Raw genomic sequence first — 21943 nt, forward strand, 5'->3', positions numbered from 1 at the left:
CTTCTGGAGTGAAAAATATGCCAAACGAGCAAAAGCAGAGCGTGAAGCTGCACTGGCAAAAAATCCAGGAAATTATACAAGAGCCATATCTTATGGTGCTGCAAAATACGTCAAAAAAGTTGACTATGATAAAGAAACCGGAAAAATCCTTACCGCCTCTTCTGTTCTGGACATTGATGAAGAAAAAATCCGAGGGGAGGAAGCACTGGATGGTTACTATATGCTCTTAACCAGCGAAATGGAGACATCTGACGACGAGATTATCGATATGTACCGAGGTTTATGGAAAATTGAAGAATCTTTTAAAGTAACCAAAAGTGAACTGGAAGCCAGACCCGTGTATGTCTGGCAAAAAGAACATATCGAAGCACATTTCCTTACCTGTTTTGTAGCTTTGACAATCGCAAGAATACTGGAAAATAAACTGGAGAGAAAATACAGCATCGGAACCATTTTGGAATCTCTGTCAAAAGCCGAATGTAGTTTAATCCAGCAAAACTACTATCTATTTGATTATTACGATGAAGTTCTAAAAGATATCGGAAGAGTTACAGATATTGATTTTGGGAAACGTATCCGTACTCTGGGAGAAATAAAAAAAGTTTTAGCAAAGACCAAAAAGTAGAAAAAACGCCATGAAAATCTGACAAAGCCGAAAAACCGCCAAGCCCTGTATTTACTGGGTTTGACGGGTGTTTTATATCCATTTAGCTGCAAAAGTCAGGATATATGCCTGGTTGTCAAGGGGAAATATCTGTAGTTAGTCCCTACTATACCAAAAACAAGACTGTTCAAAGTTATTCAACAAAATGAATCCTTGTTTCATCAAAACGATTCTGCTGTTCTCGTATTTCTGCCGGATACCCCAGTGCAAACAGAGAAAATACTTCCAGATTTTTCGGAAGATTCAGTATTTCATGAACCAGGTTCATTCTGTCCTGCATCGGTGCAATCCCAATCCACACACCGCCAAGTCCCAGTGCATCCGTTTCCAGCCAGATATTTTCCTGGGCAATAGCCATATCAATCTGAGCCATATCCTGTACAACCAGACCTTTCGTGCGATACACCGGTACAATGACAACCGGGGCTTCTGCTGCACATCCGGAATATGGGGTTGCCTTTGACAATTCCTGTATTTTCTCTTTGTCTGTCACTACATAAAATTCCCATGGCTGCTGATTACATGCACTCAGTGCCTGCATTCCCGCCTTCAATATCTGTATGATTTTTTCTTTCTCTACTGCCTTATCCTCATATTTTCTGATACGCACCCTGTGAAAAACATTCTCCATATTATTTTGCTCCTTCTGTATACATTTTTGAACTTCTAGTTGTATCATACGATATATTTTTTATAAAAACAATCCAGAAATTTGTGCAGTTAATAGACGCTTTATGTTTCCGCGCAATTTTGCGTTGATACTTTCCTTCCAATAACGTATAATTCGGAGACAGCTGGAAAAGCAACCGGCTATTATATTATAAAAACATACGATTGGAGGGCATTGATATATGGAAGAAAACCAAACTCTAAACAGACCATAATAGAACTGCATTGTATAAAGATTTCCTTCGTAAAACGAAACTTCTTTATACAACGCAGCCTTTCCTTTAACTTTGAATCGTATGTAATTTTTCAAACAGGCTCCAACACTTTTATTTAACCGGAACCAGGAATTCCTTCAACAAAGCATAATCCTCTGCATCATAGCATACGATCTCATAGGATTCTATGTCCGGGTTGCTGAATACTCTGGTAAGCCCAATATACTGTGTCAGCTTGGAGGCAAGATTTAACACGTCTTTCACGTCTGTAATCAGTTCCACTCTTCCATGGCATTTCTCAAGTGCTCTGAAAAAGCCGTCAATGTTCTGTATTGATTTTACACGCATGGTTTTCACTCTTTTGAATTTCTTTTTTTCTTCGACATTAGAGCATGTTTACAAAGTACTTCACTGCTTCTTTTCATGCATCTTGTCAATGATATTATTTTAACACTATTTAAAATATTTTTTGCAATTCTATTTTTGTCATCATAGTTTCTATTTGGGAAACTATAATGATCTCACCCCTTCACAGCACCAACCGTAATTCCTTTTACCAGGAATTTCTGGAAAAACGGATATGCAATCAGAATTGGCAAAACTCCCAGAAATGCAATTGCCATACGCACTGATGTAGAAGGAATCTGTGCCATTACGCTGACACCAGACGCGGAAGTCTGTTTGATCATATCAATATTTCTCATAATCTTTGTTAACAATACCTGAATGCTGTAAAGGCTGTCGTCTGACAGATAATACAGACCATTCATCCAGTCATTCCAATATCCGAGACCAACCAGAAGTGCAACAGTTGCAATAATTGGTTTCGCCATAGGAAGTACACATTTCACAAGAATTGTCCCTTCACGCGCCCCATCGATTTTTGCAGCTTCGATAATTTCCATAGGGATACTGGATGTAAAATATGTTCTCATCATAATTACATTGTAAGCATTCAGTAAAAGATTGGGAATCAGCAATGCCCATATTGTGTTCTGAATATGGAAATTTCTTGTCCACATAATATAGGAGGGAATCAGACCACCATTAAACAGCATTGTGAAAAAGAGATAAAAAGCAAATATATTTCTGCCCGGAAGATCTTTTCTGGATAACGGATATGACATCAAAATTGTCATGATCAGATTAAGAACCGTTCCCACAACCGTAACACCAATAGAAACGCTGTATGCTTTTAACAGTGCACCAGTGCTGGAAAATAAATATTTGTATGCAGAAAGATCAAACTCTTTCGGCCAAAAAGTATAACCATATACTGACAGTGCCGATTCAGAACTGAATGACGCGGAAATCATCAAAAGAAACGGAGCCACACAGCATATTGTCAGCAATGCAAGAATTAAATTGGCAAAAAACTGGAATATTTTTTCGTTTTTATACATAGGTGCCTCCTTTTAAAACAACGCGCTTTCCGGATCGACTTTCTTTACGATCAGATTCGCTGTAATAACAAGTATAAATCCGACTACAGATTGATATACTCCTGCTGCTGCAGACATTCCAATGTTATTTGTCTGCATCAAACCACGATATACATAAGTATCAATTGTATTTGTCACATCAAGAAGTGTTCCGGAATTCATCGGAATCTGGTAAAACAGACCAAAGTCAGAATACATGATTCTTCCCACACTCATCAGTGTCAGAATTACAATCGTCGGTTTAATCGCAGGCAAAGTGATATGTAGGATCTGCTGCCATCTTCCTGCCCCGTCAACTCTTGCTGCTTCATAGTAAGTCTTATCAATTGCAATAATCATTGCATAGTACATAATACTGTTGTACCCGATATTTTTCCATAAATTAACGATTACCAGTATCACAGGCCAGTATTTCGGCTCATTGTACCAGGAAATTTTGTTCATTCCCAATTTTGCAAGAATCTGTGTATTAATATAGCCGTTTCCTTCACTGAGGAATGCAAATACCAGATAACTGACAATTACCATCGAAACCAGATACGGAATCAGAATACAGGTCTGATATATTTTTTTCGAAATCTTTGATCTTATTTCGCAAAGAAGGATTGCTACCGCAATTGCACACACAGTTCCTAAGACAATAAAAATAAGATTATAGCCAATTGTATTTCTCATAATGATCCATGCGTCTTTGCTGGCAAAAAGAAATTTGAAGTTTTTCAGTCCGATAAATGGGCTTCCATAAATTCCTTTCTGGAAATTATACTGACGAAATGCCAGTGACACGCCAGGCAGCGGCACATAATTATTAATAAAAATATATATGCAAGCCGGAAGCATCATCAGATACAAAGGCCAATAGCGTCTGATTTTTCTCATTTTACTTTTCATGAACAAACCTCCTCGTTTTTCTATTCAAACACATGCACTGCTAAGTGCATTTAAAAAGGACAGGACGAAACCGGCCTGTCCTTTTTATTCCCTTTACTTATTTCTGTTTTGCCAGATATTCATCCAGCTGTCTCTGTGCCTCTTCATGAATGGTTCTAAGACCAGCAGCTTCCAGTTCTTCAATGAATTCCGGAATTGCTTCTTCAGGATCTAATGCGCCCCACTGTAAAGGAGTTTCATACTTCTGCTTTACGTTATTACATGCAGTAATTTCGTTCATAATTGTAGAAGTATCCAGAACAAAACCAAGAGAAGTTGCACGTGCTGCACTATCATTGAACTCTTCAAGTTCCTGACGGACAGCTGGATCTTTTCCTTCGAATACTGGAAGAATATTTAAGTTCGGCCATGCCCACTCATATGTAGTATAAGTGTCTTTCACACCATCCGGAATCTTTACAACAGATCCTTCTTCTACCCATTCATAATTAACGCCTTCAATACCATATGCAGCCATTGTAGCTACTTCCTTATCGGAATAAAGCAGGTTCCACAATTCCATTGCTTTTTCCGGATATTCACAGCCTGCAGGAATACACCAGATACCTTTATTACGCTCTGTATCTTTAAGAGGCTCTACAAACTGGGCTGAAACAAATTCATGTCCATTGCCTTTTGAGAAATCTGCTTCTTTACCAGGAATCAGGTTTTCATAATCAGCAAATCCAACTGTGCTCATCGGACTGTTATCTGTGGAAGTAGCAGCATCTGGCATCAGAAGTCCTTCCTGGTTCCACTGGTACATATAATTACAGAAATCCTTCCATTCCTGTGTCTCATACTGGCTTGTGATAGTGGTATCACTTGGATCAAATCCATTTTCAAGTACAACTAGTCCATTATAAATATCATCAATGTGGAAGGTTTTCTGCATTCCGCCACCAACCCATGATGGAACAAGCGGATATAAATCCGGATAATTCTCTTTTACTTTTACAAGTACATCATGAAAATCGTCCATTCCTTTGATATCATCTGCATTGATTCCCAACTCATCCAGAATATCTTTTCTCATCATGACACCTGAAGCTCTTGCTTTGTCTCCATTGCTTGGAAGGAAATACATCTGGTCATCGAAATACAATGCTTTGGTATCTTCTTCTTTTACCATGGCAGCTGCGTCTGGTGCATATTCTGTATACAGATCATCCAGCGGAAGAAGCATTCCAGAGGATACCAGTCCGCTACGGTCAAGATTATGTGCACACACCAGGTCAAGTTTTTCGCCACTTGTCATTGCAAGATTCAGTTTTTCCGTATCAATTGTCTGATAGATTTCTACTTCTGCTCCAATTTTCTCTCTGGTGATTTCGCTAAGAGCCTCAGATACTTTTTCGCACTCTTCTGTTGAGCCTTCGCCAAACACCCAGATTTTAAGTTTTACAACATCATCATCTGCTTTTACTGCTACTGCCGGTGTAAATGCAGAGCATGTCATTAGTGCTGCAAGAACTGCTGCCATCATCTTTTTTCTTTTCATTTTTTCCTCTCTTCTGCACAGAAATAGATTTTATGTTCGCAGGCTTCCATGCATTGTCTGTGCTCATATGCTTTTGCCTCTTTCTGTTCTTTATTTTATCGCCCTGCCATATTTAAATCTATCAAAGAAGCATCCAGTATTGTTCTGTTTACGTTTACTTATTTTTTATTGATTATTTTTTGTTCTTTTTCCGCACATTTTTGTTCTTTTTCCGTTCTACGCGTTCCGTTCCGAGGATGGTGTCGTACCCATAACCTTTTTATAAACTTTACTGAAATGAGAAAAATTGTCATAACCAACTTTAGCTGCGATCAGACTGACAGGCAAAGATGTGGTAATCAACAGATTTTTTGCAGCCTTCATTTTGGTTAATGTAATATACTCCTTCAAAGGCATTCCTTTTTCTTTGTGAAACAGTCTCGAAATATAGTCCGGGCTTAGATAGACAGCTTTTGCAATCTGTGCACACTGTAAAGGAGAGTCCAGATTTTCACGGATATATTTTTCGATTATAGCCAGGCTGTTATCGGATGTTTCAGTTTCTGAACATGCCGAAACAAAAAAAGAAGTAATTTTTTTCAAATAAGCCGCAGCTGATTCCAGTGTAACAGCACTGCTGATTCCAGCCACATCTTCAAAAGCCGGTAAGGAATGTGCCGGAAGTTCCAGTTTCCGCGCGGCACTGTAAGCGCAGTGATAATAATTTTTGCAAAATTCAACCAGAGTATCGTGATTCAGTTTATTATTTATGTTTAAGGATTGAAGATACAACAATGCTTCCTGCTCTGCTTTGCCCGCCTGATTGCCAGAAAGATACATTTCGAATTGCGACAATAACTCCGGTTCACAGTATGTAATAGTTTGTGGAACACTTGCCGAATCAGAAAAAAAGATACCAGAACTTTGACAGATATTATTTTTCCTTTCTTCCTGCAAAGCGGCAGCTGTCCTGGACAACTCGCTTACCTGGAAAGAGGGACGTGTATAAAACGCGCAGGAACAGGAAAATTGCCTGGTAATTCTGGAATAGATCATATTTAACCGAGCATAATACACGTCTGCATCCATTAACTTATTTTCCAGGCTGTAAATAAGTATTCCAATAGACGTTTTATCTGGAAAATAAGACAATATCTGATGTTGAAACGGAGAGAAAAAATCTCTGAATATTTCTTCTGTACTTTGGCGCCATTCTTCAAAAGCTACTGGAAAGGAATGCCATTGTTGTATCTGAACCCACAAGAGATAAACGTCTGAACCAGCTGAAACCGGAATCTTCATTTCCTGAAGAAAGTGAAGCACCTGGTCAAGATCCGTTTCCTTTCCCATAAACCAGTCATTTAAAAGACCTTTCAACAAAGCATTTTTCTGGGGTAAAGCTGCTTTTCCAAAATTCAGCCAGGTCTGCTGCTGTTCTTTTTCCTGAATTCTTTTTATGCTCCGTTTAATAGCAGATTCAATGTCTTCATATCTTGCCGGCTGAAGAATATAATCAAAGCTTTCTAATTGAATTGCTTCCTGCGCATAGAAAAAATCAGCATGGGAAGTCAGAAAAATACATTCAAACTGGTAATGATTCTCCCTGCACCAGCGAAGAAGGGATAATCCACTTTCCTTTGGCATCTCAATATCTGTTAACAGAATATCAATAGGGTGGGAAAGAATAATTTCCCTGGCTTCGGATGCATTTAACGCCGTATAAACATTATGTACCAAAAGAGCACTCCAATTCAGACCTGATTTTAATGAAGAGAGTACACTTGGCTGATCATCTACTAATAAAATATTCATGATTCTATCTTCCTTTCCCGAAAAGGTATCAGAAGTTCCACACATCCCTGGTTTTCTATGTTATAAAATGCCAGAGTGCTTTGATTTTCGTAAATCATCTTCATGCGATAATATATGTTATAAATTCCTACATTGTAGTCTTTATACAAAAAATCATGTTCTTCCAGATGGTTCAGTGTATTCAGAGCCTCTAAAGGAAAACCTCCGCAATTGTCTGAAATTGTAATATTCAGATAATCCTGCTGCTCTATAGATACATGAGCAGTCTTCAATTGTATCTTAATATGAGATCGATCCTGACAATGCTTGATACTATTTTCTACAAAAGTAAGAATTGACAGAGGAGGAACCAAAACATCTGTTGTATCTGCCGAGATATCAATTCCAAGCTCCGGCCAACAAGAAAAATATAGCTGTTGCAATTTAATATAGCTGGATACAGAGTGAATTTCTTCTTCCAGACTGACCAGTTCAATGTTATTTCGAAAGATATAACGGAAATATTCTGAAAGAGCCAGAATGCTTTCCTGGATCTCGCCGTATTGTTTCTTTTCTGCCATGCCATACAGGCTTTTCAGACAGTTGAGATAAAAATGAGGACGGATCTGCAACTGAAGATACTGCAGCTGTGCCTGCTTTAAATCCAGTTTCTTTTCATATGCTTCCAGTTTTAAATCATTGATTTTAGTCAACATTTCATTAAAGGCCTGACCAAAGCGCTGCAGTTCCAGCAGATCATAATTGTCATTTACACGCAGCGATAAGTTTCCGTTTCCAACTTTTTGCATAGTTTCCATAAGCGTATTAATTGGATAAATCAATTTTCTGTACAGATACATTCCGATCAGGGATATTGAAAAAAGCAATGCGATCATACAAGAAATCAATACTTTCTGGAATAAATTCATATGTGACCAGATTCCCTTGTATGGAAAAATGCAGCAAAGCTGTAGATTATATTCTCCCACTGGTGAACTGATAAACTGATATGTTTTTTTATCAAGGGTTATTTTTCTGACAGGATTATCTTCATATGGAAATAGCAGTTTCCTGGTGACAAATTCTGAGGTATAAGGTGTTCCTTCCAAAGATGCATAAAAAAGATGCATATCCGAATCAGACATACCCGCGAACAATGAGAAATTATCCAGAGACGGATCCACCATAACAGCACAAATAGTAGTGTCATACCCGATCATCCGGATCAGTACCACCCGGTCTGAAAGCATAAATGGAATCCAGCGATTGCGTTCTTCTGACAGATGAATCGGCTGCATAAAGTAATCCTTGAGCAGTTTCTGGTCTTCATAGGAATAATGTTGCTGGAAGGAAGGATAATAACAATTATCACTTTTTTCTTTGCTGTACAGAAAAAATCCTCCAAGGCAGGAATCCTGCGTCAGAATCGGACGCAGGATCTGTAAGATTGTATAGGCATTCTGGTACTTTTCCAGTTGCGTGTTACTATAATGGAACGAATGAAAAGGAGAGCCGGGTACAACAAGATTATTAAGCTGAGTTTCCGATCGTTTCAAAACTTCTTCCATATGAGTTGTAACCTGCGACAGCTGGATTTCCGTATCTGACTGATCCGCATGAATCTGCCTGCTGATAGTATAGCAGGTCAGCACAAGAAGCAGGATAAGAGCCGGGATAGATACAGAAAGAAAAGAAATATTGAGAATCTGTTTAATTGTCTTCGGATTTTGTTTCATAATAATCTCCTCCTTTCCGGTTCCCACTTTTTCTTTCGTGAGGATTCCAAATTATGGGGTTACCTTGCTGGTCATATCCAGAAGATGGCTGACTGCATTCTCAAGCTCTCTGCGAGTCACACGCTTTTCCTGTACCCCCTTTAATATCTGGGCAATTACAGGAGGGCCTCCTGGCATGACAATATCGTTTCCAGCAGCAACAGCATCTGCTCCGTCTGTTACAATATCCATATCCCCCCAGTCGGTTACCACAGCTCCCTCAAATCCCCATTCTTCACGAAGAATATGGGTGCACAGATCTTTATTTGCTCCTGCAAAAATACCATTTATCTTATTAAAAGATGTCATAATACACGCAACCTTAGCATCACGAACCAGCATCTCAAAGGGCTTTAAATAAATTTCCCGGGCTGTGCGCTCTGTCAGGATCGAATCTACTGCATCATAATTTTTTCTGCTGCTTCCCCTGCGGAATGTTTCCTGCTCATTTACTGCAAAATGCTTCGGACATACCAGCACCGGATGATTCTCCTGTACACCCTTGGTTATCTCACAGGCACATATTCCAGTTAAATAAGGATCTTCTGAAAAATATTCAAAATTTCTTCCGCAAAGAGGATTCCTGTGTAAGTTTACAGCTGGTGCAAGCCATATATCCACTTGCTTTCTCTCGCATTCTTCCCCTATAGCATTTCCAAATTCATACCAGAGTTTTTTGTCAAATGCGCAGGCGATCAGCATTTCCGTTGGCCATGCTGTCTCTCCGATTCCAGCTGGTCCGTCTTTATAAAAAACAGACTTGATACCCTTTTCCTCAATCGCAGGAGAAACATATCCGGCATATCCAACCGGATGGCTGTTCGTGGTCAGAGGTGTCCCGTTTTCATCTAAAATTGTAGAAGGTTTACTCAGATCTCCTGCTGCTGCAAAAGGAATTCCAGGTCCGTATCCCACACAAAGGGCAGCCAGTTCTTCTATGGAAAATCCAGAAAAATTTCTTGTTTGCACTTTACAGTTATGTACTTCTGCTGCTTTTTTCTGTTGATTTCCTTTTTTAACTGTATCTACTCTCTCTGTTCTCTCTATTACGTCCGCTATTTTCGTCGTTCCATCAGGTTTTTTATCCTTTGTTAAAAATTTAAGCTTTCCACAGTTACAGGATGCTAACATCAGGCAATTCTCACATTGCTCCAGAACATAATCCTGTTCTGTTTGCATAAATTTTCCACAGACCGTATTTCTGGAAGAGTTTCCCACACGCAGTGCATACTCCCCTTTTTCCAGCACCCATGCGGCTCGCTCTTCTTCATATACCGCCAGTTCTTTCCATGGAATTGTAATGCTAAGCACTTCCTCTTCACCAGGAGCCAGCTGAGAGGTTTTTTCAAAACCTCCCAGAGCCTGCATCGGATGCTCACATCCTTCCTGATCCATTTTTGACCAATAGACCTGGGCTACTTCTTTTCCCGGCACAGCTCCTGTATTTTTCACACGGACAACAACTTTTATACCGTCTTTTTTCTTTTGGGTACCTGTTTCTGTAATTTCAAATGTCGTGTATGATAATCCGTATCCAAACGGGAATAACACATTTTTCTGAAAAGTATCAAAATACCGGTAACCTGCATAAATGTTCTCCCAGTAAACCGTTACAGGACTTTTCTCAAATCCCCTGCTGCCATTTTCCTCTGCGGATAATCCATAATCCTCATACGTCATGATCTGATCCGGATGTTCCTTATCCCATGAAAAATGTGCAGATGAAGGATAGTCGTTATAATCTTCTGCAATAGTCACTGTCATTTTTCCAGATGGGTTCACTTTTCCAGAAAGAATTCTGCCCAGGGCAACCGCACCTCTTTCCCCGGGAATTCCAAGAAACAATACACTTTTGATGCTGTCATACTTTTTCAGCCATGCCAGATCGATCAGACCATTTACATTTAATATAACCACAACTTTGGTAAACTGACTGCATACTATGTCTACCAGTTTTTCTTCTTCCCTTGTCAGGTAATAGTCTTCTGTCAAATGCCGGTCACATTCCTCACCACCGGAATTTCTTCCCAGAACGATCACTGCGGTATCTGTTTTTTCCGCTGCCTGTTGAAGCAGATACTCTGGCACTTCATATTCTTTAAGCGGAGCACGGTACTTTCCAAATATTTCATACATGATTCCACAGTTCATAGCCTCATTTACTTTCGTCCAGTCAAAAGTATCCTCTTCAGAAACCTTTTCCTCTTTCAGCTTATATGTGTAGAATCCCTTTAATAAAGCTTCCGGAATAATACTGTTTTTTTCACACTCGTCAAGAATCGTAGGACAGCCGGCAATATGAGCCCCACCTGAACCGTTTCCGGAATACAGCATTCCAATCTGTGCTCTTCCGAAGAATGCCACATCTTTCTGTCCGACAAATGGAAGAAGATTATCTTCGTTTTTTAGCAGTACCACAGATTCTTCTACTATTTTTTCTGCAACTTTTTTTTGATTCATTCTCTCTATTGCTCCTTACTGGTTACTGCTGTGAAATTTTCACTTCGACCTCATGCATCTTTCCATCTCTGAAATCTGGCAATACAGATTCCAGGCACGGCTTTCCATCTACAAAAAGACTTCCTTTTCCGTTCTCCACATGCTGTGGATTTTGAATCACAATGTGATAATCGGCTCCTCTGAAATGTCTTGTCATCTCTGCATTTTCCCATTCTGCCGGAAAACAAGGAACAATTTTTAAGCCTTCATAATCCCTCTTCACACCCATGATTCCTTCGTATATTCCCATCAGGCACCAGACAGATGTTCCTGTAGTCCAGGACTGATAAGACTTTCCGTAATATCCTGGATGTGTAGAGTAGCAATTGGTAAAGACATAAGGTTCAGCACCGGAACGTGAAGAAGGATTTTTCTCACTGTCAGGCATTATTTTCTTTAATGTCTGCAATGCTTTTGATGCTCTTCCCACCTTACAATCCATCAGAATCTTAAATCCTGTTGCGTGACAATAAACACCGCCATTTTCAAACAATCCGGGAAGCATTCCTGACATTCTTCCTACATGGGCATCGTAAATCTGGTAAGGCGGATCGTTCAATGGAAATCCAAAATCCCGCTCCATTTCATCAACGGACCGAAGCAGTTCTGGCAGCTTTTCATCATCTGCTACATCTGCCAACACAGCCCAGGTCTGGGCATTCAAATAGATTTTACTGCCTTTACTGTCCTTGGTACCTATATCTCCTTTTCTACTCAAAGCTCTAGCATACCAGTTTCCATTCCATGCCGCCTGATTGATACTGCATTTCATTTTTTTGTACTCTTCTTCCAGGAACTGTGCATATGTATGATCACCTGCATATTCCATCAGATTTTTCAGTTCCCGAAGTGCCAGACAGAACTGATGGGAAAGCATCACAGATTCTGCCTCTTCATCATCTGTAACATTCAGTGCGTCGTTCCAGTCTGCGAAAAATATTTTAACCAGACCGTTTTCACCTTTATCTGCAATCAGTCGGTCAACGGCTGCTTTCACATGCTCCAGCACTGTGGCTTCCCCACCATCCTGCCAGGCTGTCTTTTTTTCCAGCAATGCCAGATTACCAGTTTCTTTGATCAGTTCACATACTGCCCAGATGATCCAGAATGGCTGATCTGAGTAACGGGTATCATCATAAGGATACCAGGTCAGTACCGCATGCCCATCACGGAACTGATGTCTCAGACACTCTATAATCTCTTCTTCTGCTTTTTCCTGTCTGTAGTTCAAAAGTCCGACTGCGATCTGCAGATTATCCCGGACTCCTTTTTTCCCGACAATACAAAAATCAGCCTGCTTTTTCACCCAGTTATTCATAATATGGTTTATTTTTTCATCCGGTGTCTTAATTGACAGAGAACTGATTTTTTCATAATTGTATGCTGCTGCTTTTTCAAATTCCTGCTGTACTTTTTCCGGGTTTGATCCGTACTGTTCTACTACTTCAATCGCCTTTTCACATGACTGGCTGATTCCGAACAGCACATGAATTTCTTTTTTCTCACCTGGCTGTAACTGAATTTTATGCTGAAGCACTCCTCCAAGGATAAAAAGTGCAGCTTCTGAATTCGTGCAGTCTCTTCCCTGTACCACTACATCTGGCCGCTGAAATAACGCACATGCAGATGCATCCGGCATTGTTAAGGTCGATAACGAGCCACAAAATTTCGTCAAATCTCCATCATAAGCATATACTGGTTCCGTAGAAGCCAGAAATCCGTGATAATACTCATGTGGGGCAAACGGATGTGCGGAATCACAGTAAATTCCATTTAATTCTGACTGAAAACCAGTATTCATACAACGGTACATTTCGTAGTATCTTGGATAAGAAAATCCTTCCAGCGAAAAGCTGACAGCCGAAAACATACTGAGATTGCGTTCCTGTTCTCCCTTATTACAAAGCGTCACTGTCCACATTTCATAAAGTCCCTTTTGGGGAACAAAAATTCTCCAGGAACCTTCTATTCCATCTTTTTCTGATCGTATTTCTGAATAACTGATGTTGTGTGTACAGCTGTAATTTTCAACTTCCGCATTTAATGGTCCTTTTCCAATGTTCCAGCAGCTTCCACTTTCATCATCTCTTAAATATATATATCTGGCATCATTTTGATTAATCATGCACATATCTGCTTTTTCGCTGAGGAAATAGCTCCGGCCATGACCGGTCTGGGAAATCTGGGCGCAATAACGGTCTTCATTCCACAAATAATTATACCAGTGTCTTGGCGTTGCCGGATCTAGTATCTGACAGCTGTTTCCTTCATCCGTAAACTGATACAGATCAGTGTTTTCCAGCATTTCTACTGATGTCTTCATAGCAATTTCTCCTCGTATTTCTTATCTTTTTACAGTGAGATGATACTGAATTCCTGGAATCGTGCCATTTACCGCAAACTGTATCTCCCCATTTTCCTCTATTCCTTCAAGCTGTGCGATTACTTCTCCAACCGGACTTAGTACCTCAAGCTTGGCTTCTTTTGCCTGTACATAAATACAGCCTTCCAGTGTTTCTGCAAACAGCTTTCCTTTAAATTCTACAGCTGTAAATTCATATGGTATTCCGGGTATTTTCTGTCCAGGATAATATCCGGTTTCATCCATCCCGGTTTCTCCCATTGCAGTAAGAATATATTCCTGCGCCTGATCAAGATTGTTTTCTTCTTTTGCGATCAAAGCCAACGTGATCCGTTTGTTTTCTGCTTTTACCTTTACCATATCAGATAACGAAATCAATTCTTTCGGTGCTCCGCTGTAATATCCACAATAAGGAGTCTGAACCGCATAGCAGGCATTTTCCGGATCAAATATAATTTCCCCGGTCTCAGATATTAATTTTCCATCAACATAACCAGTTTCCTTTGGAATTACATTCCACTCCTTCATCGCCTGATCCATGATGCGTGCAAAATTTCTGTAATCTCCCTCTCCTGCAATCTTTGCAATATCATCAAACACAAGCGCCTGCTCCCCAAGATGAACGCCCTGCTCAATCAGCTTCGTTCCCTTAGCTGCTCTTTCCAGCCGGTTTTTATCTTCATATCTTCTTCCAATATCCCGGTATTTTGACCACGCATAATAAACACTGTGTTTTGCCTCAGATAATCTGGCTCCGTTTAAAAATCCTGCATTTACTGCAATATCTCCATTTCCCTGGTAGGTGTCACCAGAATCCAGAAATACGTTGCGCATTGCTGTTACATATGGAAAAAACATAGTCGGCATAGCATGAAACTCAGGCAGTGTTTTCAGATCGTTCTGGGTATACACTACATCGATGCAATGCTTTGCTTCAGCTACCAGACCTTTCAGAAACATCGACGCCATAAATCCCCACTGGCAGATCACAGCCGGATCATTATACACATCAAAGATATTCCGGATTTCATCTGCCGGCTGGTCATCCCAGTTCTCTGAGGTATGATGATTGTAAAGAATCAATCCATCCCAGTCATTTAGGCATGCATAGGCAACTGTCTGAACAAGTGCAGTGGAATGGAACATATGCTCACCATATTCGTTCCATTCGCTTAACATAAAAGGCTTTCCTTTTACGATTGCTACAGATGCCAGACTCAACAGGGTAGTTGCCATGGAACCAACGCCCCTCTGCCAGGTCAGAGGATTGGTGGATACATATTCTACCGGTCCATTTACCATATAAGTATTGTTCATATCAGGCAATAAAAGCGGATGATTGAAATAGCTGTTGTTTTCCATCAGATCTCCATCTGTATGTCCATACACATCAGCCGCCCCTGCGATCAGATTACTTGTAACGATCGGAACCTTAACTCCCAAAGAAATAAGATAATCCTTCATATCCCGGTAAAATTTCCGGTTCATATAAATACCAAACTCCATAAAATCTGCATATCTGGCCGGACTTTCTTCTGTATCCCAAGAACCATTAGGATCGTTAACCGGCTGATAAAAACCGCCTGCAATACCACGTACCGTTCCTGCTGCCGGATCTTCCTCTTCTCCTAGCGCACAGCAGCCTTCACAAGTCCATGCTTCTGCAAGTCTTTTTCTTGTATGATATTTCATTAACAGAAAATGGTTGAAACGAGACTGCACTTCATCCCTGTATGGCTTCATCTGCTCATCGGCATCAGCTCCCATGGCCCATTTGATTGCAGAATCCTCGTTGTTGATCTGAACTGTCACAACAGCCGGATCATCTGCAAGTGAGAGTCCTGTATAGGGATTTACATGACAAAGCAGCTCTTTTGCATATTCCTTCTGCAGCTCTATCATGCGCGCATTATAAATGGCATAACGTTTAATACAGGACGGTGCTCCCCCTGGATAATCCATTTCGTCACCTGGCTGAAATTCTCTTGCAACAATCAGGTCAACATGCAGATAAATTCCTTTTTCTTTTAATTTCGCAATAAAGTAATCAAAACGGTCCAGCCCTTCTGGATTGAATTTCCTGCTGTTTCCGTCTGCATAATCCAGAAGTGGGTTATTTACACAGCTGCTCCAGCTTCCAGGTTGCTCACCTACAGGCGCATCTGCTGCATGAAGACGAATCAGGTTTACTCCCATGCTTGCAAAACGCTCTGCCATTTTTTTCGCAGTTTCATGATCAGGCGTATTGGAACGTGCTGCCACATTAAAGCCAAGAAAACGGGCTCTTTTTCCATCTTCGAAATACAGATGTCCGTTTCTTGTCTCCACAAATCCGTGTTTTCCGGCAGGTGCGTCTAAAAGGTGAGAGTAATCCAGAATTCCCTTATTAGGTTCTGCTTTATGTATTCTTAAGTGTTGTCTCATGTTCTGTCTGCCTCCCTGTAAGCTTTTGCATAGAATCCCCTGTCTGTTCCTTCCAACCAGCCGTCTTCTGTAACCTTATACTCATCTTTCAAGCGAATATCCTGGGATGAACTTCCCACTTCCACAAGAAATGTTCCTTTTTCCACTTTCCACTGCATATTCATGTCCAAAAATGCCATCTGACTAGCCTTTACTTCGAATATAACTGTCTGCTTTTCTCCTGGCTCTAAAGTGATTCGCTTAAATCCTGCCAATTCTTTTACCGGTCTTGCCATACTTGCATAAAGATCTCTCAAATACAGCTGTACCACTTCATCGCCGACCCTGCTGCCCACGTTCTCTACATCCACTCTGATCTCAATTGTTTCAAAAGGGCCAATTTCCTTTTTGGAAAGTTTCAGGTCGGAATAGGAAAACTGTGTATAGGAAAGTCCGTGGCCGAAACAATATCTTGGTGTGTGTGGCAAATCCACATAATTGGCAAATCCGATGCTTCCAACCTGATCCCAGCAGGAATTGTACTGATGATTGTAATAAACAGGAATCTGTCCTGCATGATAAGCAGTTGTAACAGGCATTTTACCTCCTGGGTTATATTCTCCAAGCAATACGCTTACAACAGCCTCTGCTCCGGTTTCTGCCGGGCTCCATGCCTCCAGGATTCCATCCAGATACTTATCCGCAATATCACTTGAGATCGGTCTTCCGTCAAAATGTACTCCGACCATTGGCTTGCCAAATGCAGCTGCACGTTTTATAAATTCGTCCTGTCCTTTTGGCAGATTAATATTGCTTCCATCTACACCTTCTCCCATAGAAGACATGGAGCAGGTTCCGTGTTTGCCTCCTAATGTAAGGATTACCAGATCTGCCTCTTTTATCTTTTCCAAGGCTTCCTCAAAATGGGATTCATCTTCTCCTGCAATATAATAACCATAAGAATAGCTTACCTCTACATCTGGCAGCTTTTCCCGCAGTTCTTCTAAAAGGCTTCTGCAATCCGGCTTCTGCCTTCTCAGGATCTGATCAAACTCCTCTGTTTCATCTGACTGGATATTCGTTCCTGGAACTGTTTTGATTTCCTCTGGTTTTGCAACTTTTACCCCACTGACTCCTGCAATGGAATTCGCTATGGCATAAGTGGATTCCATCATGCACATATGGGTATATCCACCAAAAAACTTTCTTGCACAGTCTGCATGAGGACCGATTACTGCTATTTTTTTTACGTCGGAGCCAATTGGCAATACTCCGTTATTCTTCAGAAGGACCAGCGATTCTTTCGCGGACTGCAGGGATACTTCTCTGTCTGTCTTCTGGGAAAATACACCTTTTAACTCCTCTCCCTGCAAAGAAAACGGATGTTCAAATAAGCCCATACGGAACTTTGCAGTCAGCACACGCAATACAGCCCGGTTAAGTGCACTGATATCGGCTTTTCCAGTCCGGAACTTTTCCAGAAACTTCTCTCCAAATCCACTTGGATTCGGAAGTTCCATATCCATTCCGGCTTTCAGGCAAAGCAGTCCGGCATCTTCCAGCGTCTCTCCAACATGCTGGGAGCCATGGGTATTACCAACTGCACCATAGTCACTGATGCAAAGTCCCTGAAATCCCATTTCATCTCTAAGAAGCTTTGTCAGAAGTCCATAAGATGCAGATACCGGTTCCCCATTCACAGTGCAGTAACAAGGCATGATTCCCAGAAGGTCAGACTCCTGGATTGCAGCCTGAAATGGTTTTCCATAAATTTCTTCCAGAAGTCTTGGCGGTGTATCACTGACAGCTCCGTGGATTCCTCCATTGGAATTATGGAAAGCCAGAAAATGTTTGGCAACACTTTCTGTTTTTCTTCCTGCTGTTTCCTTTTTCTGTATTCCTTTTGTATATGCAGCTCCCATTGCAGAAGCAAGGGCCGGATCTTCCCCATAGGTTTCTCCCTGGCGTCCCATACGGGAATCTCTGGAGATATCCAGAACAGGCGCTAATATGTGGGTAATTCCGCAGGCAGCTTCCTGCCGGCTTACAATTTCTGCGATCTTTTCTTCCACTTCCGGATCAAATCCGGCACCACGTCCGATACCTGCCGGAAAGCTGGTGGAATCCTGAATAAATGGGCCGCATAAGCCTTCCATGTGAAAAATTGCAGGAATGTGATGTTCACTGTTTTCCATTACAATTTCCTGGACTTTTTTCTGCCACGCCGCAACTTCTTCCAATGTCTCCATCCGCCGCATTTCCAATGTGCTTACTTCTCCAATACCATGCGGTACTCTTTTTGAAATTCCGTCAAAATCTTTATATTCTTCGTCAAAAGGAAAAACACCGGTCAGCTGTGCTGCTTTTTCTTCCAGACTCATTTCTTCCAGCAGTGCCTTAGCTCTTTTCTCAGGTGCCAGTGATGCGTTTAAGTATTCTTTACTCATGCTTGTTCTCCATTATCACATATTCATATTTACCGTAGTCTGCTTCATGACAGCTGCCATCTGGCAGTAAAATTTCTGCATGGGCATTCGCCGGGATTTCTACTTTTATTCTGCAGTTTTCTCCCTCATACTCCCAGGAAGATTTAATTTTTCCAAAAGGTGAATCGTAAGATGCTTTCACATATCCAATCTGCCTGTCAGGATAGGGCTGAATCCTGATTTTTCCTTTTTCCACCCGTATTCCGGCAACACGATCCATCAGCCAGCCGGCAAAAGTTCCGAAAGAATAGTGATTCATGGAATCTTTCGGTTCTCTTCCTGCTTCCATACCTTTCCAGTTTTCCCAGACTGTAGTTGCATCATACTTCAGCTGATACAGCCACCCCGGATATGTGTCCTGAAGCATAAGCTTCCATGCCGTATCTCCATGACCATAATCAGTCAGCACATGAAGCAGTTCATATGTGCTTAAAAATCCGGTATTCAGATGAAATCCGTTTTTCACGATCATTTCATTCAGCTCATCACAGGCAATCTTTTTTTCTTCCTCTGAAAGCATGTCAAACATGATCGCGTGAACATAATCGCACTGTCTTTTCTGCTTCATATGTCCATTTTCCATACAAACTTCCCGGTAGGCCAGTTTGGTAAACTTTCTCATTTCACTATAGAATTCTGCTTCTTTCTGGTATCCAAGAGCTTTTGCCATTTCTGAGGCGATATAGCAGCCGTAAGATAAATGTGAAGTGCAGACTTCCGGTGCACCATGTTCATAAATATCTCTCAGGTAAGTTCCACCTGGATCTTCTGTGTTTATAAATCCGTTCCAGTCCGGTTCGATCCATTCTCCCCAATGCCAGCCTGTATCCAGCAGATAAGAACTATACTTTTCGTTTTTCCCTTTTTTTCTTCCAGGATTGTCCTTTTTTGCACGTTCCAGACAATAAGCCAACCATTCCTTTACTTTTTCATAATTTTCTGCAAGTATTTCTGGATTATTGTAACGAAGATACATTCTCCATGGAATCAGATCTATGGCATCACTCCATCCAGCCGCACCGTCAAACAAATGTCCCTGTGATGCCGGAGCTGTCTGGCTGATACAACCACCTTCCAGTTGTACTTCCCTTAATTCACTTAAAAATTTCCGATATACCGGATAGCATTCCATCAGGTACATTCCTGTGTTTACAAATACCTGGGCATCGCCTGTGAAGCCGGTTCTCTCCCTTGTAGGACAATCAGTAGGAATTTCAAGGAAATTCCCTTTCATGCTCCACACTGCATTTGAAAACAGCTGATTGATTCCCGGATGTCCACATTCAAATTTTCCTGTCTGTGGCATATCTGAATAAACAGCAATTGCGGTAAAATTCTTTTCTGTCACTTTTACATCTGTTATAGCCTTAATATAGCGGAAACCAAATATGGATTTTTCCGGCTTATACTCATTCCAGCCTTCTTTACAAATGTATTTTACACATTGCTCTACCCGGTGCTCTGGTGCCTGGAAATTTTCCTGCGTAAAATTGCCATTCTGATCCAGACACTCTCCATGATAAAGCGTAATGCACTGTCCTGCCTGTGCATAAAATCCAAACTTCACGTAACCAGCTATGTTCTGACCAAAATCAATAACAACCTCTCCATTAGGTGTATGAATCTGCTTGCCTGTATAGTTTTCTTTTTCAACTACATCAAAGCTATTGGAACAAACCAGGTTTTCATAGCCGAATTGTTTTTCTGTTACCGGATGCCATTCACAGATGTTTTCTTTTCTTGCATCATAACACTCGCCCTGCATCAGATCATTTAACCCAAGCGGTCCCTCCTGGGATGCACTCCAGCTTTTATCACTTATCAGAACTGTTTTTCTATCAATTTCCAGCTGACACAGAATTGCCAGATCTATCCCAAAGCTATTTCGTACTCCACCGTATCCAGTATCGCCTCGCCACCAGCCATCTCCAACTGTAACAAGAATTTCATTTTTTCCGACGTTTAAAAGCCCACTCACATCGTATGTCTGATATTGAAGTCTGGCATTATACTGACTTGTACCAGGGGCAAGAATAAAATCACTGGCTTTTTTCCCATTTATATACGCATTATAAATACCATGGGCAGTTATATAGAGTCTGGCATTTCCGGAATTCTCTACCAGAAATTCTTTTTTCAGATAACTGGCAGGCTGTCTTTCCTCTGGTTCATGAAAAAGTTCCGGATCAATCCATTCTGCCACCCAGTCTTTTTCATCCAGAAGTCCTATTTCAAAGCTGCTTTTTTCGCTCCATTCTCCACAGATATCCTTTTCATCCCATAAACGGACTTTCCAGGTCACCTGACTGCGGCTTTTTAATTTTCCTTGATATTTATGATCCATTACAGAAGATCTGACTTTTCCAGTGTCATATATCTCCTGACCATCCACACTGGCTTTTACCTGATAGGCCGTCTGTGTCTTTGCTTCTTGTACTTTCCATAACAATTTTGGTGAAACAATATCTATAGTTGGATTACCTGTTAAGTATTCAATTTTCAAATCCGTTGCTTTTATCATTATGACTCCTCAGTGTAGGTATTGCTTTTTGCTATGATCCGTAAAATTCTTTCTGCACATCCACGTAATTCTTCCAGTGTAATCGGATATTTTACAGTTCCCTCTTCTGCATCAACAGATGCAAGTATTTCCTCTACGTCCTCTTTGCTTCCCGGCATAAGCAGGTCATTTCCTGCCTTGATGCAGGCTGCCGCGTTGGAAGGTCCATATAAAGGCATTCTGCCTTCCAGATCCGGTTTGGGCTCTGCGGTAGTACCCCAGTCAGTCATAATCAGCCCTTCAAAGCCCCACTCCTGACGTGCAGCTTTTGTTAAAAGATCTACCGAATTCGCAGTATGAATTCCATTCAACATATTGTAAGATGACATCAAGGCCAACGGCTGTGCTTTTCTGATTGCGATTTCAAATCCTTTCAAGTAAATTTCACGCAGAGTGCGTTCTGTCACGTGACTATTATTGTATGCCCTGTTATCTTCCAGATTGTTACATGCGAAATGTTTAATTGTAGTACCAGCTCCAGGGTGAGACTGAACGCCTTGGGTCTCAGCAGCTGCACAAATACCGGAAATAAGCGGATCTTCAGAATAATATTCGAAGTTTCTTCCACACAAAGGATTTCTCTGGATATTCATTCCCGGTGCCAGCCAAAGCATGATTCCAAATTCTTTCATTTCGGAACCGACAATATCTCCTGCTTCGTAAAGAG

General features: G+C 41.0%; 13 protein-coding genes and 1 pseudogene. 1 reads left to right on the forward strand and 13 read right to left on the reverse strand.

Going from position 1 to position 21943, the window contains the following annotated elements:
- On the forward strand, positions 1-625 hold a 625-nt coding region (locus tag LIZ66_RS09820), incomplete at its 5' end, for an IS1634 family transposase (RefSeq protein ID WP_226838041.1).
- 172 nt (positions 626-797) lie between these two features.
- Here the strand turns inward: LIZ66_RS09820 and LIZ66_RS09825 are convergent.
- The 13 genes and pseudogenes from LIZ66_RS09825 to LIZ66_RS09885 all read right to left on the reverse strand — a co-directional run.
- Positions 798-1295 carry a nitroreductase family protein gene (locus LIZ66_RS09825; RefSeq protein ID WP_117854227.1) on the reverse strand — a complete coding sequence of 166 codons (498 nt, stop codon included), beginning with the start codon at positions 1293-1295 and terminating at the stop codon, positions 798-800.
- Positions 1296-1659: 364 nt separating this feature from the next.
- On the reverse strand, positions 1660-1896 hold the full coding sequence (locus LIZ66_RS09830) for a polya polymerase (RefSeq protein ID WP_117854228.1): 237 nt from the start codon (positions 1894-1896) through the stop codon (positions 1660-1662).
- Positions 1897-2069: 173 nt separating this feature from the next.
- Complete coding sequence (locus LIZ66_RS09835) at positions 2070-2951, reverse strand: carbohydrate ABC transporter permease (RefSeq protein WP_117854229.1); 882 nt, start codon at positions 2949-2951, stop codon at positions 2070-2072.
- 12 nt (positions 2952-2963) lie between these two features.
- A complete protein-coding gene (locus tag LIZ66_RS09840; protein ID WP_118582788.1) occupies positions 2964-3881 on the reverse strand; it encodes an ABC transporter permease in 918 nt (305 codons plus the stop codon).
- 97 nt (positions 3882-3978) lie between these two features.
- Positions 3979-5421, reverse strand: coding sequence for an ABC transporter substrate-binding protein (locus LIZ66_RS09845; RefSeq protein WP_117854231.1), 1443 nt, complete (start codon positions 5419-5421; stop codon positions 3979-3981).
- 216 nt (positions 5422-5637) lie between these two features.
- Positions 5638-7212 (reverse strand): response regulator transcription factor, encoded by a 1575-nt coding sequence (locus LIZ66_RS09850; RefSeq protein WP_173767633.1) that lies wholly within the window; start codon positions 7210-7212, stop codon positions 5638-5640.
- The gene (locus tag LIZ66_RS09855; RefSeq protein WP_195991747.1) at positions 7209-8927 is read right to left on the reverse strand and encodes a sensor histidine kinase; all 1719 of its coding nucleotides are present in this window, start codon (positions 8925-8927) and stop codon (positions 7209-7211) included. Before LIZ66_RS09855 ends, LIZ66_RS09850 begins: the two co-directional genes overlap by 4 nt.
- A 51-nt stretch (positions 8928-8978) precedes the next feature.
- Entirely contained in the window at positions 8979-11426 is a 2448-nt protein-coding gene (locus LIZ66_RS09860; protein WP_117854234.1) for a glycoside hydrolase family 3 protein, read from the reverse strand.
- A gap of 22 nt (positions 11427-11448) precedes the next feature.
- Positions 11449-13788 carry a GH36-type glycosyl hydrolase domain-containing protein gene (locus LIZ66_RS09865; protein ID WP_226838043.1) on the reverse strand — a complete coding sequence of 780 codons (2340 nt, stop codon included), beginning with the start codon at positions 13786-13788 and terminating at the stop codon, positions 11449-11451.
- 21 nt (positions 13789-13809) lie between these two features.
- Positions 13810-16251: a hypothetical protein gene (locus tag LIZ66_RS09870; RefSeq protein ID WP_195991751.1), complete on the reverse strand. Its 2442-nt coding sequence runs from the start codon at positions 16249-16251 to the stop codon at positions 13810-13812.
- On the reverse strand, positions 16248-18677 hold the full coding sequence (locus LIZ66_RS09875; RefSeq protein WP_195991753.1) for a glycoside hydrolase family 3 N-terminal domain-containing protein: 2430 nt from the start codon (positions 18675-18677) through the stop codon (positions 16248-16250). Before LIZ66_RS09875 ends, LIZ66_RS09870 begins: the two co-directional genes overlap by 4 nt.
- Positions 18670-21237 carry a family 78 glycoside hydrolase catalytic domain gene (locus LIZ66_RS09880; RefSeq protein ID WP_226838044.1) on the reverse strand — a complete coding sequence of 856 codons (2568 nt, stop codon included), beginning with the start codon at positions 21235-21237 and terminating at the stop codon, positions 18670-18672. The genes LIZ66_RS09875 and LIZ66_RS09880 overlap by 8 nt, the downstream gene beginning before the upstream one ends.
- A pseudogene (locus LIZ66_RS09885) lies at positions 21237-21935 on the reverse strand (glycoside hydrolase family 3 protein); the annotation flags it as partial. The pseudogene LIZ66_RS09885 and the gene LIZ66_RS09880, both read right to left, overlap by 1 nt.
- Positions 21936-21943 lie beyond the last annotated feature (8 nt).

The sequence above is a fragment of the Blautia faecis genome, from assembly GCF_020554845.1.
GTDB lineage: Bacteria > Bacillota > Clostridia > Lachnospirales > Lachnospiraceae > Blautia_A > Blautia_A faecis.

Excerpts from the sequence above, each read along its gene's own strand:
- LIZ66_RS09825 (WP_117854227.1), bottom strand. The coding sequence starts at position 1,295 with ATGGAGAATGTTTTTCACAGGGTGCGTATCAGAAAATATGAGGATAAG.
- LIZ66_RS09830 (WP_117854228.1), bottom strand. The coding sequence starts at position 1,896 with ATGCGTGTAAAATCAATACAGAACATTGACGGCTTTTTCAGAGCACTT.
- LIZ66_RS09835 (WP_117854229.1), bottom strand. The coding sequence starts at position 2,951 with ATGTATAAAAACGAAAAAATATTCCAGTTTTTTGCCAATTTAATTCTT.
- LIZ66_RS09840 (WP_118582788.1), bottom strand. The coding sequence starts at position 3,881 with ATGAAAAGTAAAATGAGAAAAATCAGACGCTATTGGCCTTTGTATCTG.
- LIZ66_RS09845 (WP_117854231.1), bottom strand. The coding sequence starts at position 5,421 with ATGAAAAGAAAAAAGATGATGGCAGCAGTTCTTGCAGCACTAATGACA.
- LIZ66_RS09850 (WP_173767633.1), bottom strand. The coding sequence starts at position 7,212 with ATGAATATTTTATTAGTAGATGATCAGCCAAGTGTACTCTCTTCATTA.
- LIZ66_RS09855 (WP_195991747.1), bottom strand. The coding sequence starts at position 8,927 with ATGAAACAAAATCCGAAGACAATTAAACAGATTCTCAATATTTCTTTT.
- LIZ66_RS09860 (WP_117854234.1), bottom strand. The coding sequence starts at position 11,426 with ATGAATCAAAAAAAAGTTGCAGAAAAAATAGTAGAAGAATCTGTGGTA.
- LIZ66_RS09865 (WP_226838043.1), bottom strand. The coding sequence starts at position 13,788 with ATGAAGACATCAGTAGAAATGCTGGAAAACACTGATCTGTATCAGTTT.
- LIZ66_RS09870 (WP_195991751.1), bottom strand. The coding sequence starts at position 16,251 with ATGAGACAACACTTAAGAATACATAAAGCAGAACCTAATAAGGGAATT.
- LIZ66_RS09875 (WP_195991753.1), bottom strand. The coding sequence starts at position 18,677 with ATGAGTAAAGAATACTTAAACGCATCACTGGCACCTGAGAAAAGAGCT.
- LIZ66_RS09880 (WP_226838044.1), bottom strand. The coding sequence starts at position 21,237 with ATGATAAAAGCAACGGATTTGAAAATTGAATACTTAACAGGTAATCCA.